Origin of the sequence: Cupriavidus basilensis (genome assembly GCF_000832305.1) — a bacterium.
Taxonomy (GTDB): domain Bacteria; phylum Pseudomonadota; class Gammaproteobacteria; order Burkholderiales; family Burkholderiaceae; genus Cupriavidus; species Cupriavidus basilensis_F.
The window spans coordinates 4,323,315-4,339,025 of the sequence record NZ_CP010536.1 but is presented as its reverse complement, the minus strand read 5'-3'; the positions used below and the strand labels follow the sequence as shown (position 1 = coordinate 4,339,025).

Sequence of the window (15,711 nt, the reverse complement as noted above, 5' to 3'; positions counted from 1 at the left end):
TGGCCGCGCATCCACACAGAGCATAGCGCGAGGGCGATGCGTCGGGGCCGCCGCAACGCGCAGCCGCCCCGGCCTCATGCCAGCTTACTCTTCGGTGTACTCGCTCATCGGCACGCAGGCGCAGAACAGGTTGCGGTCGCCGTACACGTTGTCCGCACGGCCAACGGGTGGCCAGTACTTCTGCGTGCGCAGCGCGGCCACCGGGTAGGCGGCTTCCTGGCGCGTGTACTTGTGTTCCCACACGTCGGCGGTGATCACGGCGGCGGTGTGCGGCGCATTCTTCAGCGGGTTGTCCTCGCGGTCGAAGGTGCCGTCTTCCACGCGGGCAATCTCGGCGCGGATGGCGATCATCGCGTCGATAAAGCGGTCCAGCTCGTGCAGGGCCTCGCTCTCGGTCGGCTCGATCATCAGCGTGCCCGGCACCGGGAAGCTCATGGTGGGGGCGTGGAAGCCGTAGTCCATCAGGCGCTTGGCCACGTCCTCGTTGGAGATGCCGGTGGTCTTTTGCAGCGCGCGTACGTCCAGGATGCACTCGTGCGCCACCAGGCCGTGCTGGCCAGTGTAGAGCACGGGGAAGTGCGGCGACAGGCGGCGCGCCACGTAGTTGGCGGCCAGGATGGCGTTCTCGGTGGCGGCGGTCAGGCCGGCCGAGCCCATCATGGCGATGTACATCCACGAGATCGGCAGGATGCTGGCCGAGCCGAACGGCGCGGCGGACACGCCGCCGATGCCCTGGTCGTCGCGGCGATAGCCCACGCTGTCCTGGTTGGGCAGGAAGTCAGCCAGATGCGCACCGACCGCCACCGGGCCAACGCCCGGGCCGCCACCGCCGTGGGGGATGCAGAAGGTCTTGTGCAGGTTCAGGTGGGACACGTCGCCACCGAACTGGCCCGGCGCGGCGGTGCCGACCATGGCGTTCATGTTGGCGCCGTCGACGTAGACCTGGCCGCCGTGCTTGTGCACGATGTGGCAGATCTGCTGCACGCCCTGCTCGAATACGCCGTGCGTAGACGGGTAGGTGATCATGATCGCGGCGAGGTTCTTGCTGTGCTGCTCGGCCTTCTTCGCCAGGTCTTCCAGGTCGACGTTGCCGTTCTCGTCACAGGCCACCACCACCACCTTCATGCCGGCCATCTGTGCCGACGCCGGGTTGGTGCCGTGCGCGGAGGACGGGATCAGGCAGATGTCGCGGTGGCTTTCGCCACGGCTGGCGTGGTACGCATGGATGATCAGCAGGCCGGCGTATTCGCCTTGCGAGCCGGCATTGGGCTGCAGGCTCACCGCCGCGTAGCCGGTGGCGGCGCACAGCATGGCTTCGAGCTGGTCGATCATCTCGCGGTAGCCGACCGTCTGGTCCAGCGGCGCGAACGGGTGGATCTTGCTGAATTCGGGCCACGTCACCGGGATCATCTCGCTGGTGGCGTTGAGCTTCATGGTGCACGAGCCCAGCGGGATCATGGTGCGGTCCAGCGCCAGGTCCTTGTCGGCCAGCATGCGCAGGTAGCGCAGCATTTCGTGCTCGGCGTGGTGCGTGTTGAACACCGGGTGCGTCAGGTAGGCGCTCTGGCGCGCCAGGCCGGCCGGGAACGCGTCTTGCGCGGCGGCTTCGAGTGCATCGAAGCCGGGCACCGGCTTGCCGTGGGCGAAGATTTCCAGCAGGGCGACGACGTCCTCGCGCGAGGCGGTCTCGTCCAGTGAGATGCCGATGCGGGTGGCGCCGGCGTGGCGCAGGTTGATGCCCCGCGCGGTGGCCGAGGCGTGGAGGGCTTCGGTGTTGAAGCCGGTTTCCAGCGTCAGCGTATCGAAGAAGGTGGCGTTGGTGCGCGCGTAGCCCAGTTGCTCCAGGCCGCCGGCCAGCGTGGCCGTCAGGCGGTGCACGCGCTGGGCGATGCGCTTGAGGCCTTGCGGGCCGTGGTACACGGCGTACATCGAGGCCATCACGGCCAGCAGCACCTGTGCCGTACAGATGTTCGACGTCGCTTTTTCGCGGCGGATATGCTGCTCGCGCGTTTGCAGGGCCAGGCGATACGCCTTGTTGCCTTGCGCGTCGATGGTCACGCCCACCAGGCGGCCGGGCATGGAGCGCTTGAAGGCATCCTTGACCGCCATGTAGCCGGCGTGCGGGCCGCCAAAGCCGAGCGGCACGCCAAAGCGTTGCGAGTTGCCCACCGCCACGTCGGCGCCCCACTCTCCGGGCGCGGCGATCAGGGTCAGCGCCAGCAGGTCGGCGGCAGCCACCACCAGGCCGCCAGCAGCGTGCACCGCGTCGGCGATGGCGCGGTAGTCGGCCACATCGCCGTTCACGCCGGGGTACTGCAGCAGCACGCCGAAGGCATGGGCACCGGCCGCTTCGGCAGCGGGGCCAACCTTGACTTCGATGCCCAGCGGCAGCGCGCGGGTGCGTACCACTTCCAGCGTTTGCGGCAGCACGTCGTCCGCGACATAGAAAGTGGTGGAGGCGTGCTTGTTGACGCGCTGCAGCAGCGTCATGGCCTCGGCGGCCGCCGTGCCTTCATCCAGCATCGACGCATTGGCGATGTCCAGGCCGGTCAGGTCGGTCACCATCTGCTGGAAGTTCAGCATGGCTTCCAGGCGGCCCTGGGAAATCTCGGGCTGGTAGGGCGTGTAGGCGGTGTACCAGGCCGGGTTCTCGAAGATATTGCGCAGCACCACGCCCGGGGTCAGCGTGTTGTAGTAGCCCTGGCCGATAAAGCTCTTGAGCACGCGGTTCTTGCTGGCCAGGCCACGCAGCTTGGCCAGCGCGGCTTCTTCGGTCAGCGGCGCGGTGAACTCGCCCAGCGGCATGCCGTCGCGGCGGCGGATGGCGGCGGGGATGACGGCGTCGATCAGCGCGGCGCGGTTGTCATAGCCCAGCACCTTGAGCATGTGCTGTTGTTCGGCGGCGTCGGGGCCGATATGGCGGGAGGCGAAGGCGTCGCGCGCCTCCAGTTCGGCCAGCGTGGGCCGGGCAACTTGGGCGGCAGTCATGGGCAAAGGGGCGTTCATGGCAAGAATCTCGTGGGAGCGGTGCGGCGGGTGGTCGGCCCGGTCCGCGTCGCGGCAGTCTTTATCCGTCATTCCCGTGGCGCGGGAATGACGATCTGGCATCAGGCGCCGACGTTGGCCTTATAGGCGTCGGCCGACATCAGGCCGTTCACGTCGTCGCTGTTGGCCGGCTTGAGCTTGAACAGCCAGGCGTCGAAGGCGTCGGCATTGACGCTTTCCGGCGCGGCCGCGGCGGCGTCGTTGATGGCGATCACTTCGCCTGCCACCGGCGCGTAGATGTCGGACGCGGCCTTGACCGATTCCACCACGGCCAGCGCGTCGCCGGCGCCGACCGACTTGCCCACTTCCGGCAGTTCCAGGAAGACGATGTCGCCCAGCGCGTCCTGCGCGTGGTCGGTGATGCCGATGGTCAGCGTGCCGTCGGCTTCGACGCGCACCCACTCATGGGACTCGGTGTATTTCAGGTCGGCGGGGAAATTCATGGGATTGCTCCAGATTCAATTTGTTATTCAGCGCCAGCCGGGGGGATGTCGAAGTTCGACGGGGTAACCGCCGGCGGGCGCGCTGTGACCGGTGCGAGCGTTTCAGCTCACGAGTGCCTTGCCATTGCGCACAAACGGCAGTTTAACCACAGTCGCGGCGAGTTTGCGGTCGCGGATCTCGACCTGCACCTCGGCGCCGAGCGCAACGTCGAGCGGCAGGCGGGCAAAAGCGATGGACTGGGACAGCGAGGGGCTGAAGGTGCCACTGGTGATTTCGCCTTCGCCAGCAGGGGTGATGACCTTCTGGTGGGCGCGCAGCACGCCGCCCGCTTTTCCGTTGGCCGGGCGCAGGATCAGCCCGACGAACTGCTGGGTCTTGCCGCCAGCGACCAGGGCCGCCTTGCCGGTGAAGTCGCGTTCGCTTTGCAGGTCCACGGTCCAGGCCAGGCCGGCGTTGAGCGGCGAGGTGTGGATATCCATGTCCTGGCCGTACAGGTTCATGCCGGCCTCCAGGCGCAGCGTGTCGCGCGCGCCCAGGCCCGCCGGGCGCACGCCCTCGGCGATCAGCTTTTCCCACAGGCCGGCCACGTTCTCGGCTGGCACCACCAGCTCGAACCCGTCTTCGCCGGTATAGCCGGTGCGTGCCACCATGACTTCGCCAAGGGCGGGGTCCTGCACCACGACGGCGTTGAACGGCTTCAGGGCTTCGCTGGGTTGTGTCGAGGGGAAGGCGTTCCACACCTTGGCGCGGGCATTCGGGCCCTGCACCGCGACGATCGCCAGCGGAGCCACGCCGTCGGGCGCATTGTCGCCGCGGCGCGGCGTGATGCGCACGCCGCTATTGGTGGCGGCGTTGCGCGCGGCGATCCATTCGATATCGTTGTTGGCGGTGCCAGCATTCACCACCAGGCGGAAGTGGTCCTCGGCGAAGAAATAGACGATCAGGTCGTCGATGACGCCACCCTTCTCGTCCAGCATGCAGGAGTACAGCGCCTTGCCCGGCGTTTGCAGCTTGTCCACATTGTTGGCCAGCAGGCCACGCAGGAAGGCACGCACATGCTCGCCATTGAGATCGACCACGCACATGTGGGAGACGTCGAACATGCCGGCATCCGTGCGCACGGCGTGATGTTCCTCGATCTGGGAGCCGTAGTTGACCGGCATGTCCCAGCCGCCGAAGTCGACCATGCGGGCGCTGAGTGCGCGGTGGATAGCGTTGAGGGGCGTGGCCTGGAGCGTCATGGAATCCTCGGGGGAAGGCAAATCTCGGTTCGAAAACTAAAAAGGGCCATCCGCCGCAGGATTCGGCGCGCCATAGCGCTGCCAGATCCGCTGCGGCGGATGACCCCTCTGTCCTCGATACCTGAGAGATTACAAGGCGGATTCCATTTACCGGAAACCCAAGCCTTGCGCGCCCCTTCGGTGGGCACGCTCACCAAGGCTGTCGACGGAATCGATCAGTGGCGGGTGCCGCTCTCCAGAGTACGGCGTGCATCGTGTGCATGTTGCAAGCCGATCCAACCAGTCCATGGTGCCTGAGAGTTTTCGGGTGATACCCCTTCGGCGGCGCAAGATCTGCGCGCTCTCCCGGTCGGATGGCGCGACTCTACAGCCAGCCTCGGGGGCTTGTCAACGCGCTCGCGCGCCAGCCCGGGCGCAGCCGCTGGCCGGCTGGCCGGCGTGTTAACATCTGCGGCTCCGATGGCTTTTGCTGTGCTGCAGGCTTCACCCGTGGCCTTGGCCGCGCCAGTGCATGTGCTGCTTTTGCCATGCGCAAAAGCCCGCGCCCGCCTTGCCGGCCATCCCGCCACCCAGCACCACCACCAGCCCTCGCATGACCCACGGACTCAATCCTGCCCAATCCGAAGCCGTTCGCTACCTCGACGGCCCCTGCCTGGTGCTCGCCGGCGCTGGCTCGGGCAAGACCCGGGTGATCACGCAGAAGATCGCGCACCTGATCGAGGACAAGGGCTTCCAGCCCAAGCACATCGCCGCGGTGACCTTCACCAACAAGGCCGCCAAGGAGATGCAGGAGCGCATCGCCAAGCTGATGGAAGGCAAGACCACGCGCGAGGGCAAGCGCATCCCCATCAAGCAGATCACGGTGAGCACCTTCCACTCGCTGGGCGTGCAGATCCTGCGCGCCGAGGCCGAGCACGTGGGCCTGAAGCCGCGCTTTTCCATCATGGACTCGGACGATTGCTTTGGCATGGTGCAGGAGCAGCTCGCCTCCACCGACAAGAAGCTGATCCGCAGCGTGCAGAGCACCATCTCGCTGTGGAAGAACGGCATGGTCGATCCCGAGACCGCCATCGCCCGGGCCGACAACCCCGACGATCACCAGGCGGCGCTGATCTACCGCAACTACGTGGCTACGCTGCATGCCTACCAGGCGGTGGACTTCGACGACCTGATCCGCCTGCCGGCAGAGCTGTTCGCGCGCAACGAAGAGGTGCGCCTGCGCTGGCAGAACCGGCTGCGCTACTTCCTGGTGGACGAGTACCAGGACACCAACGCCTGCCAGTACCAGCTGCTCAAGCAGCTCGCCGGCGGCTCGCACCTGCGCGCACCGGCCTTCACCGCGGTGGGCGACGACGACCAGGCCATCTACGGCTGGCGCGGCGCCACGCTGGACAACCTCAAGCTGCTGCAGACCGATTTCCCCGACCTGAAGGTGGTCAAGCTGGAGCAGAACTACCGCTCCACCGTGCGCATCCTGGAGGCGGCCAATGCGGTCATCTCCAACAATCCCAAGCTGTTCGACAAGAAGCTGTGGAGCGAGCACGGCATGGGCGACCCCATTGCCGTCAACCCAATGAACGATGAGGAGCACGAGGCGGAGTCGGTCGTATTCCGCTTGTCGGCCCACAAGTTCGAGCGGCGCGCGCAGTTCCGCGACTACGCCATCCTGTATCGCGGCAACCACCAGGCGCGGCTGTTCGAGCAGATCCTGCGCCGCGAGCGCATTCCCTATGTGCTCTCGGGCGGGCAGAGCTTCTTTGACAAGGCCGAGATCAAGGACATCTGCGCCTACCTGCGCCTGATCGCCAACCCGGACGACGATCCCGCCTTCATCCGCGCCATCACCACGCCCAAGCGCGGCGTGGGCAACACCACGCTGGAAGTGCTTGGCACCTTCGCCGGCCAGGCCAAGGTGTCGTTGTTCGAGGCGGCCATGATGGGCGGCATCGAAGGCAAGCTCCAGCCGCGCCAGCTGGAGCCGCTGCGGGTGTTCTGCGAGGCCATGGTGCGCCTGGCCGGGCGCGCGGCCAGCGATCCCGCCACCCAGGTGCTCGACGACATGATGGAAGGCATCCACTACGAGGCCTACCTGTACGACACCTTCGATGAGCGCCAGGCCCAGTCGCGCTGGACCAACACGCTGGAGTTCCTCGACTGGCTCAAGCGCAAGGGCACCAAGCCCGAGGCGACGGGCGAGGGCGAGGAGGCCACCGGCTTCGACACCGCCGATGGTTTCGGCGACGAGGGCAAGAACCTGCTGGAGCTGACCCAGACGGTGGCGCTGATGAGCATGCTCGAAGGCCGCGAGGAAGATCCCGACGCGGTGCGCCTGTCGACGCTGCACGCCTCCAAGGGGCTGGAGTACCCGCACGTGTTCCTGGTCGGGGTGGAAGAGGGCATCCTGCCCCACTGCCGCGAAGACGAGGACATGAGCGACGAGAAGATCGAGGAAGAGCGCCGCCTGATGTATGTAGGCATCACGCGTGCGCAGCGCAGCCTGCACCTGAGCTGGTGCAAGAAGCGCAAGCGCGCCCGCGATACCTACTCTTGCGAGCCCTCGCGCTTTATCGGCGAGATGAAGCTCGAAGAGGCCCCCGCGATCAAGGACGAAACGCCCGCCATGAGCCCCAAGGACCGCCTGGCAGGGCTCAAGGCCTTGCTGGGAACGCCCGGCACGCCAGGCAAGACCTCCGCATGACCGGCCCCGGCGGGCGTTCCGTGCCCCATCCCGGTGCCAATCGTACAAAGTCGATACATTAGCCTACAAGCGGGACAAGACCCCCGCCCGATGTCTGTCTAACATCACCGGTGCCTGGCCCGACGTATGGACCAGGCGTCGCGCCGTTCCGTCCCTTCGGAGTGGCGTGGCCGGGCAGCACGCCCGAATTCTTCCCTGTTCAGCGCCTCCGCACTTGGGTCCGGGGGCGTTTTTTTAGGGAATCCGCCAGATCCCGTGGCCGTCAGGCGCGCGCCGGCAATGCCGTCCTGTGCGTTTTGCACTGGCGAAGCGCCGCGCGTGCGATACGCGGCATGCTGCAGATGCACCTCGCGGCTGAGCGCATCGTCGAAGAACAGCAGGCTGGTCAGTACCTCGGTCTTGCCGAGATGGATCTTCAAGTGGATACGCACCGCGCGCGGCGCGTACCAGCCCGGGTAGATCGTCAGGAACTGCGCGGCGCCATCGGCGCCGGTGGCGATCCTCACAGTACACCGCCGAGGAAGCGGCGGCGGCCGCTGTTTGCTGCTATCGGGCTTGCGTGGCCGAGGGGCTTACCGGGCATCTGGCGCTCCTTGTTGGTGAGGCCCCGCAGCGCCGGGTACGCCAAATGGGCTGTTCGCGCCGAAGGCGCAGGGCATGGGCGCTGGTCCGCGGCCGGGCATGGGGCCTGGCATGGCGCCGGGGAAGGGGTGGGCGCCGGGGCCGAATGTGCCCTGCGGCGGAACCGCCAAGCGGCCCTCCGGCATGTCGTGCAGGTGCCTGCGCTGGCCGGCATCCAGGCTCTCTTCAAATGTAATCCAGCGATCGCGCGCGGCGCGGCGATCCTTGTCGAGCGCATCGTGCAGCCGGTCTTCCCGCTCCGCGCGGGCGCGCAGCGACGACTCGGGCCCCTCCGGCTGACCGGGGCCTCCACCTTCGCGGATAAAGCGCGCCTGCAGTTCCAGCGCGTGGGCATGCGCCTCCCGCGCCGCATCCAGGGCGGCTTGCCACAGCGTGGCCTGGGCAGGCGTGAGCGCCAGCGCTTCGCGCAGCGATGTGGGCGCCACTGGCCGGCCGGCGCCGGCAACCACCTGTGGGCTGGTCTGCAGTGCGTGCGCCGGCAGCGTCAAGGCGCAGGCGCCGCACAGCACGGCAAGGGACAGCAAGGCGCGGATGCGGGGCAGCAAGGCTTGGGGCTGGGTCACAAGGATTCTCCATGGAGGTGATGCGGGGAGAGGCCCGGGATTGCCAACGTAATGCCGATGGCTTCAAGCATAGCGGGGGCAGCCGGGCGGCCGTGGCCCGCCGGTCGGGAACTGGCAGGCACAAAAGCGGCGGGGTAACGACATGACATATTAGAAAGGCCCGCCCGCTGTTGCTTGAGCGCTTGGTCAGCGCGCGGAAGCAATGCTGTACAAAGCGGGCCGCCGGGCGAGCCGCTTTGTATCAAGCCCGGTACAAAGCGGCCACACCCTGCCTATCAGGCCGCCGCGCCGGGCTGGTAGAGTGAATCCCTGGCGGCGGCGGCTTGCCGGGGCCGCCCTGATCCGCCCCACCAATCTGCTGCAATGCCGGCCTGCCGGCGCACCAACCTGCCGCGAACGACGCGGCGAACCGCTGCAAAGCACGACGAAACCCGATGGACCATTCTCCCGCCTCGCCCCTTCATTTGCTGATCGTCGACGACGATCCGCAGATCCGCTCCATGCTGGCCGAGTACCTATCCACCTTTGGCATCGAAGCCGACGGCGCCGAGGGCGGCGCTGCCATGCGCGCCGCCATGGCCACGCGCGACTACGACCTGGTGGTGCTCGACCTCTCTTTGCGCGGTGAAAACGGCCTGACGCTGTGCCGCGAGATCCGCGAGCGCAGCGACCTGCCGGTGATCATGCTCACCGCGCGCACCGAACTGGCCGACCGCGTGGTCGGGCTGGAGGTGGGCGCCGACGACTATGTCACCAAGCCCTTCGAGATGCGTGAGCTGGTGGCGCGCATCCACACCGTGCTGCGCCGTGCCCGGGGCGGCGGCGTGAAGCGCCCGGCGGCGGCGGGCGGCCACGAACTGCGCTTCGGCAACTGGCGCCTGAACACCACGCTGCGCCAGCTGGTGGATGGCGAGGACACCGTGGTGCCGTTGTCCAATGCGGAATTCCGGCTGCTGCTGGCGTTTATCGAGCACCCGAACCGCGTGCTGGATCGCGAGCTGCTGATCAACCAGGCGCGCGGCCGCGATCTCGACGTCTTCGATCGCAGCATCGACCTGCTGGTTTCGCGCCTGCGCCAGAAGCTGCGCGACGATCCGCGCGACCCGACGCTGATCCGTACCGTCCGAGGCGAGGGCTATGTCTTCACCGGCGCCGTCGAAGCCTGAGCGCGCGGGCTGGGTGGCCCGCCACGACTCCATGTTCATCCGGCTGTTCCTGGTGATGGCCGCGATCATGCTGGCCGTGCATCTGCTCGGCGTCACGGTCATCGAGAGCGTATTCCCGCGCCCGGGGCATACCGGGTTCACCTTCGTCCCCGGCGACGAAATGCCGCCACCCCCGCCCCCGGGTGAAGAGGGGCAGCGGGGCGAGTTCCCGCCGCCGCCGGATGCCGAGGCGCGCGCGGACAACGGCCAAGCCGGAGCTGGGGCGCCAGTGCCGCCACGCCGGCAGCGCCGGACCCGCGGTCTTGGGCCGCCCCGCCTGGGCCTGCTGTTCCAGCTCGCCGCCATTGTGGCCGCGTCCTGGGTGGGTGCGCGCTTGCTGGCCAGGCCAGTCCAGCGCCTGGCCAGCAGCGCCGGCCGGCTGGCCCAGGACGTGCATGCCCCGCCGCTGGACGAGGACAGCGGCCCGGCCGAGGCCCGCGCCGCAGCCAAGGCCTTCAACCACATGCAGCAGCGCATCCGCACCCAGCTGGCACAGCAATCGCGCTTCCTGGCCGCCGTGTCCCACGACCTGCGCACCCCGCTCACCCGCATGAGCCTGCGCATCGAAGGCGTCGACGACAACCAGGTGCGCTATCGCCTGCGCCAGGACCTCGCGGAGATGAACGGTCTGATCGATGCCACCCTGTATTACCTGCGCGAGCGCGACGGCGCCGCCGCACCGCGCCAGCGGGTGGATGTGCATGCCTTGCTGCAGGCCGTGGTGGACGATGCCACGGAGATTGGCCAGGACGTCACCTTGTCTGGCGACGCCGAGCCGCTGCTGGCCTATCCGGCCGAACTGCGCCGGGCCGTGGTCAACCTGGTCGAGAACGCGCACCGCTACGGCGGCAGCGCGTGCATCGAACTGGCAGACAGCGCCGAGCGGGTGATGATCGATGTGTGTGACAACGGCCCCGGCATTCCGCCGGAGGAAATGGCGCGCGTGCTGGAGCCGTTCTACCGGCTCGAATCCTCGCGCAACCGTGCCACCGGCGGGGTTGGCATGGGCCTGTCGATCGCCGCCGATATCGTCTCGCGCCACGGCGGCGAGCTCAGCCTGGCCAACCGGGCGGAGGGCGGCCTGCGGGTGCGCATCGTGCTGCCGCGCGCCTGAGCGGCGGGCGGCCGGTGCCAGCGCTACCGCTCACCGTGCCGTGCCGCCACCCATTGCCGCAAGCTGCACATACTGCGATCCGCGCGATCCGCGCGTGAAATCCAGCACGAAATCGCCCACGTCGACACGGGCCTGCAGCGCGCGCCGCAGGTCCGCCGGGGTGGCCCCGCGCGGCGCGGCCAGCGCCGTGCGCACCAGCCAGGCCGCGCCGATATAGCCGGCCAGCGTGGCCGGCGAGGCGGGCTCGTCCAGGAACTGCTTCATCCGGCCCACGTGCTCCTTGACCACGCGCAGGGTCAGGTCCTGCGGCCCCGGGGCGATCTGCGTCAGCACGATGCCGCCGATGTAGCCGGCGCCAAGAATCTCGCGTGCCGCCAGCGAATTGACCGCCGACAATCCCACCAGGAACCCGTACCAGCCCCGCGCCGCCAGCGCGCGGCCGAGGTTGCCATAGGCCAGCGTATCGCCCGCCACGATCACCGCGGCCGGGCGCGCGGCGGCGATGCGTTGCGCCACCGCGCCGGCGTCGCTGCCCTTGCCTGCATCCAGCGTGAGGGCCTGCAGTCCCGGCTCCTGCTCGGCCTGGCGCCGCCACGGCGTGCCGCTAGCCAGGCTGCCGGCCGCAAAATCCGGCGCCACGGCCAGCACCAGTTGCTTGAGGCCATAGCTGCGCAACTGCCGGATGGCCGCGTCCAGCTCGCTGCGGTAGTCGGCCCGCGTGTACCAGACGTGATCCGCCGCGAGCGACAGCCCCGACAACGGCGCCACGATCTGCACGCCGCGCCGGGCCAGCTCGGGCGAGGCGGCCAGCACCGGCAGCAAGGCATCGCTGGGGCCGAACAGCAATTCAGCCCGCTCCCCGTCAACCAGCGACAGCGCCTGCGCGGTGGCCGCGCGCGGATCGGCGTCGACCTCGCGCACCACATGCACCACGCGAGGCTCGCGCGCGCCGGCGTTGGCCGCATCGAACATCACTTTGGCCCCGGCCAGGTAGTCGCGTGCCAGGTCGGCCTGGGCACCGCCCCGGTCCACCAGGTGGCCGATCACCAGCGGGCGGCGTGGTGGCGCCTGCGCCAGCAAAGAGGCAGGCGCCAGCATGGCGCTGCCAAGCGCGGCCAGGACCCGGCGGCGCGGCGGCCGTGCGGGGTTGGCGATCAGGGAGGAAGCGTGCATGGGAATCCGCGAGGCCAGGTGCAGAGCAATGGCATGATTGGGGAGAGCGCCGCGCAGCCTATCCGATCCAGGTGACGCTGGCATGACGCCGGGCATGTCCGGGCCGTGGCGCGCCGCATGTCATGGGCCGCGGCTTGACCCCGGTCAACGCAGGCGCGGGCGGCGCGCCCTACGATGGGCCATCGAATCCACGACAAAGGCCGCCCCATGGCTGCGACTGCCCCCGCCCCGTTCCCCAACGCAATGTCCGTTCCCGTTGCCGTCTCGAGCCAGTCCCGCACCTGCTCCGGCAAGTGTGGCGCCGCCTGCACCGGCAAGCCGGCAGGACCAGGCGCTGCCGCGCCGGACCGGCATGCCTTGTCGGACTTTCGCGCGCTGGCGGGCCGCATGGATATCAACGGCCCGCGCTACACCTCGTACCCGACGGCGGACCGCTTCCACGGCGGCTTCGGCGCGCAGGACTACCAGCAGGCGCTGGCCGATTGCGCTGCTAGCGCCACCCACGCCGCCAACACGGCCAAAGCCGCCGCGCCGCTTTCGCTGTATGTGCACGTGCCGTTCTGCGAGAACATCTGCTACTACTGCGGCTGCAACAAGATCATCACCAAGGACCACCGCCGCAGCGCCCGCTACGTGGACTACCTGGCGCGCGAGATGGCGCTGGTGGCGCAGCAGCTCGGCACGCGGCGCGAGGTGGTGCAGTCGCACTGGGGCGGCGGCACGCCGACCTTCCTCGATCCCGCCGAGATGCGCCGTGTCATGGACGCGCTGCACCAGCACTTCCACCTGCTGCCCGAGGGCGAGCACTCGATCGAGATCGACCCGCGCCGCATCGGCGACGCGCAGATGGCGCTGCTGGCGGAACTTGGCTTCAACCGCATCAGCCTGGGCGTGCAGGATTTCGACGCCGAGGTCCAGCGCGCCATCCACCGCGTGCAATCGCAAGCTGAGACGCAGGCGGTCGTCGACGCCGCGCGCCGGCTGGGTTTCCGCTCGGTCAGCATGGACCTGATCTACGGCCTGCCGCACCAGACCACGGCGCGTTTTGCCGCCACTGTGGAGCAGGTGCTGGCGATGCGCCCGGACCGGCTCTCCGTGTACAGCTACGCGCACCTGCCGCACGTGTTCAAGCCGCAGCGGCGCATCGATGAACGCGCACTGCCGGCAGCCGCAGAAAAACTCGACATCCTGGTCGGCACGATCGAGCAGCTCACCGCCGCGGGCTATGTCTACATCGGCATGGACCACTTCGCGCTGCCGGACGACGCGCTCGCCGTGGCCCAGCGCGAGGGCCGGCTGCAGCGCAACTTCCAGGGCTATTCCACCCATGCCGGCCATGACCAACTGGGCTTCGGCGTCTCGTCGATCGGCGCGGTGGCGGGCCGCTACGTGCAGAACGCCCGCACGCTGGATGACTACTACCGCAGCCTCGACGCCGGCGTGCTGCCCGTGATGCGCGGCTTCGCCATGCGCGACGAAGATCACTTGCGGCGCGATGTGATTGGCGCGCTGATGTGCAATGGCGTACTGGATGTCGCCGCGGTCGAAGCACGCCACCGCATCGATTTTGCCGTGCACTTCGCGCACGAGCTGGCGGAGCTGGCGCGGCTGGCCGAAGACGGGCTGGTGCGTTGTGAGCCTGGCCGCATCGAGGTGACGCCGCTGGGGCGTTTGCTGGTGCGCCGCCTGGCCATGGTGTTCGACGGCTTCCTGCGCGAGGATGCCCGGCGTACAGAGCCCGCCGCCATCCGGAGCGCTGATGCAGGTACGCCTTTGCCGATGCCAACGCGCTACTCGCGCGTGGTTTAAGCCACACCGGAAAGCAAAAAGCCCGCGGCATGCCGCGGGCTTTTTTGTTGAGAGCGGCTTGCGCTTACTTCGAAGCGTTGGCCATGTAGTCCACTGCGGCCATCACGTCGGCGTCGGGGCCGGCGTAGCCGCCCTTCGGCGGCATCACGCCCTTGCCCTTCAGGGCGAACGCGTGCACGGCGTCCATGCCTTCCTTCAGGCGCGGCGCCCAGGCTGCCTTGTCGCCGAACTTCGGCGCACCGGCAACACCGGCTGCGTGGCAGGCGGCGCAGACTTGTTCGTAGACCTTCTTGCCCACTTCGGCGGAAGCCGGCGCGGCTGCAGCTGCGGCAGCCGGTGCGGCGGCGGCAGGTGCCGCTGCGGGAGCGGCCGGCGCAGCGGCTGCCGCAGGCGCCGCGGCGTCCGAGGCAGCAGCGGTAGCCGGAGCGGCGGCGGGCGCGGCCGGTTCCGGGAACTTGGCACCGCCGGCGTCGGCCATGTAGACCACGGCGCGGCCGAGTTCGTAATCGGAGTAGTCGTCGGCGGTGGTGCCGGCGCGGGCTTGCATGGCGCCCTTGCCATGCAGCACGGAGTTCAGCAGGCCGTCAAAGCCTTGGCCGATACGCGGAGCCCAGTCACCAGCGTTGCTGTACTTGGGCGCGCCGGCAGCACCGGTGGCGTGGCAGGCGGCGCAGACTTCCTTATAGACCTGCTCGCCCGTCTTGAAGACGCGCGGTGCGTTCGGGTCCTTCAGCTCGAGCGAGGCGACCGGCTTGATGCGGTCATTGACAGCTTCCACGGTAGTGGTGGAACCCGCGCCTTCCTTGGCACCGTGTCCGACAAAGTTGACCAGCAGGATGATCACGATGATTGGCACCAGGAAGGCGGCAATCACCACAGCGATCAGCTGCTTGGGGGTCTTGATGGGAGACTCGTGTTCGTCTTGTGCGTTGTGGACGTCGCTCATACTCAACTCTCAATTTTGCAGGAAACCTGTGGCCGCTCGCGATCGGCTGCTTATGTGGCCGCTTGCTCGGTGGCCAATTCCCCCTGGCCAATTGCGCGCATCGGACTATTATCCGGTGCCAACTGCCCCGAAACGGGCCAGCCAGCAGGGCGCGGCACCATCATCCCCGGACCTGATGTGGATGTTGCGCAGCCCCGTTTTTACACAAATAACTCGCGATTATAGCCCCAAAGACTTACCGCATGGAGGCAAAAGCGGCTTGCAAGAGACGTCATCTGGCCGCACTTTTCAGCCCGGCGTGGACGTCTTTCGCCAAACACGGTATGCTATGCGCCTTTCCGGCAGCGGCACTCGCGCGCTGCCCGCGTTGTACCCCGTCATACCCTGTGCGCCCGTAGCTCAATGGATAGAGTACTGCCCTCCGAAGGCAGGGGTTGCTGGTTCGATCCCAGCCGGGCGCACCAATCCCCACAACGGTTTCCAGCGTTTCGCCCTATTCCTGCGAAGCGCGACTGCACCTAACTTCAGCGCAGGCACCTCAGTCAGGGGCGCCACCCATTGCGCCAGGTGGTCCGCCGACAGGTGCGCATAGCGTTGCACCATCTCCATCGTTTCCCAGCCTCCCAGTTCGACACCGGCACGGTGATCGCCTTGCGCGCCTTGGCTTGGTCCGGGTGGATCAAGGCGACACGCCGCACCAGATCCACCTGCGACCACTGCAGCCCGGTGACGTTGGCGCGCCGCAGACCCGTTTCCAGGCCGAACTCGCCGAGGTTGCCGGGCTGAGCCGGTTCCAGCTGCTGCGCGCGTTGTGCCGGTGATACAGCTGCG

General features: G+C 68.1%; 11 protein-coding genes, 1 tRNA gene, 1 pseudogene and 2 riboswitches. Of the genes and pseudogenes, 5 read left to right on the top strand and 8 right to left on the bottom strand.

Annotated features, from left to right (window positions below; translation table 11 throughout):
• Positions 1-84 precede the first annotated feature (84 nt).
• The 3 genes from gcvP to gcvT all read right to left on the bottom strand — a co-directional run bounded on the left by gcvP (position 85) and on the right by gcvT (position 4,730).
• Entirely contained in the window at positions 85-3,006 is a 2,922-nt protein-coding gene (gcvP, locus tag RR42_RS20070) for an aminomethyl-transferring glycine dehydrogenase (RefSeq protein ID WP_043352460.1), read from the bottom strand.
• A 101-nt stretch (positions 3,007-3,107) separates the two neighbouring features.
• Positions 3,108-3,488 (bottom strand): glycine cleavage system protein GcvH, encoded by a 381-nt coding sequence (gene gcvH, locus RR42_RS20065; protein ID WP_006157271.1) that lies wholly within the window; start codon positions 3,486-3,488, stop codon positions 3,108-3,110.
• Between the two features lie 102 nt (positions 3,489-3,590).
• Positions 3,591-4,730 carry a glycine cleavage system aminomethyltransferase GcvT gene (gcvT, locus tag RR42_RS20060; RefSeq protein ID WP_043350704.1) on the bottom strand — a complete coding sequence of 380 codons (1,140 nt, stop codon included), beginning with the start codon at positions 4,728-4,730 and terminating at the stop codon, positions 3,591-3,593.
• A 98-nt stretch (positions 4,731-4,828) separates the two neighbouring features.
• Positions 4,829-4,979, bottom strand: a riboswitch (glycine riboswitch).
• A gap of 21 nt (positions 4,980-5,000) precedes the next feature.
• Positions 5,001-5,088, bottom strand: a riboswitch (glycine riboswitch).
• A gap of 234 nt (positions 5,089-5,322) precedes the next feature.
• Here gcvT and RR42_RS20055 point away from each other — a divergent pair.
• Positions 5,323-7,428 (top strand): UvrD-helicase domain-containing protein, encoded by a 2,106-nt coding sequence (locus RR42_RS20055; RefSeq protein ID WP_043350701.1) that lies wholly within the window; start codon positions 5,323-5,325, stop codon positions 7,426-7,428.
• A gap of 104 nt (positions 7,429-7,532) precedes the next feature.
• Here the strand turns inward: RR42_RS20055 and RR42_RS40850 are convergent, their stop codons facing one another.
• Both RR42_RS40850 and RR42_RS20045 read right to left on the bottom strand, forming a co-directional pair.
• Entirely contained in the window at positions 7,533-7,934 is a 402-nt protein-coding gene (locus RR42_RS40850) for a hypothetical protein (protein ID WP_043350698.1), read from the bottom strand.
• Between the two features lie 66 nt (positions 7,935-8,000).
• On the bottom strand, positions 8,001-8,633 hold the full coding sequence (locus tag RR42_RS20045; protein WP_043350695.1) for a hypothetical protein: 633 nt from the start codon (positions 8,631-8,633) through the stop codon (positions 8,001-8,003).
• Between the two features lie 434 nt (positions 8,634-9,067).
• Here RR42_RS20045 and RR42_RS20040 point away from each other — a divergent pair, with 434 nt between their 5' ends.
• Complete coding sequence (locus tag RR42_RS20040) at positions 9,068-9,799, top strand: response regulator (RefSeq protein ID WP_043350691.1); 732 nt, start codon at positions 9,068-9,070, stop codon at positions 9,797-9,799.
• The gene (locus RR42_RS20035) at positions 9,771-10,952 is read left to right on the top strand and encodes an ATP-binding protein (protein ID WP_052494717.1); all 1,182 of its coding nucleotides are present in this window, start codon (positions 9,771-9,773) and stop codon (positions 10,950-10,952) included. Before RR42_RS20040 ends, RR42_RS20035 begins: the two co-directional genes overlap by 29 nt.
• A 30-nt stretch (positions 10,953-10,982) precedes the next feature.
• Here the strand turns inward: RR42_RS20035 and RR42_RS20030 are convergent, their stop codons facing one another.
• Positions 10,983-12,125: an ABC transporter substrate-binding protein gene (locus RR42_RS20030; RefSeq protein ID WP_043350687.1), complete on the bottom strand. Its 1,143-nt coding sequence runs from the start codon at positions 12,123-12,125 to the stop codon at positions 10,983-10,985.
• Between the two features lie 207 nt (positions 12,126-12,332).
• On the opposite strand from RR42_RS20030, the gene hemN reads away from it, so the two are divergent.
• Positions 12,333-13,934 carry an oxygen-independent coproporphyrinogen III oxidase gene (gene hemN / locus RR42_RS20025; protein ID WP_043352455.1) on the top strand — a complete coding sequence of 534 codons (1,602 nt, stop codon included), beginning with the start codon at positions 12,333-12,335 and terminating at the stop codon, positions 13,932-13,934.
• Positions 13,935-13,998: 64 nt separating this feature from the next.
• Here hemN and RR42_RS20020 read toward each other — a convergent pair whose 3' ends face one another.
• Positions 13,999-14,880, bottom strand: coding sequence for a c-type cytochrome (locus RR42_RS20020; RefSeq protein ID WP_043350683.1), 882 nt, complete (start codon positions 14,878-14,880; stop codon positions 13,999-14,001).
• A 388-nt stretch (positions 14,881-15,268) separates the two neighbouring features.
• Between RR42_RS20020 and RR42_RS20015 the strand changes: the two genes are divergently transcribed.
• Positions 15,269-15,344, top strand: a tRNA-Arg gene (locus tag RR42_RS20015).
• Positions 15,345-15,408: 64 nt separating this feature from the next.
• Here the strand turns inward: RR42_RS20015 and RR42_RS38685 are convergent.
• Positions 15,409-15,704: pseudogene (locus RR42_RS38685) on the bottom strand (tyrosine-type recombinase/integrase); the annotation flags it as partial.
• Positions 15,705-15,711: the final 7 nt, after the last annotated feature.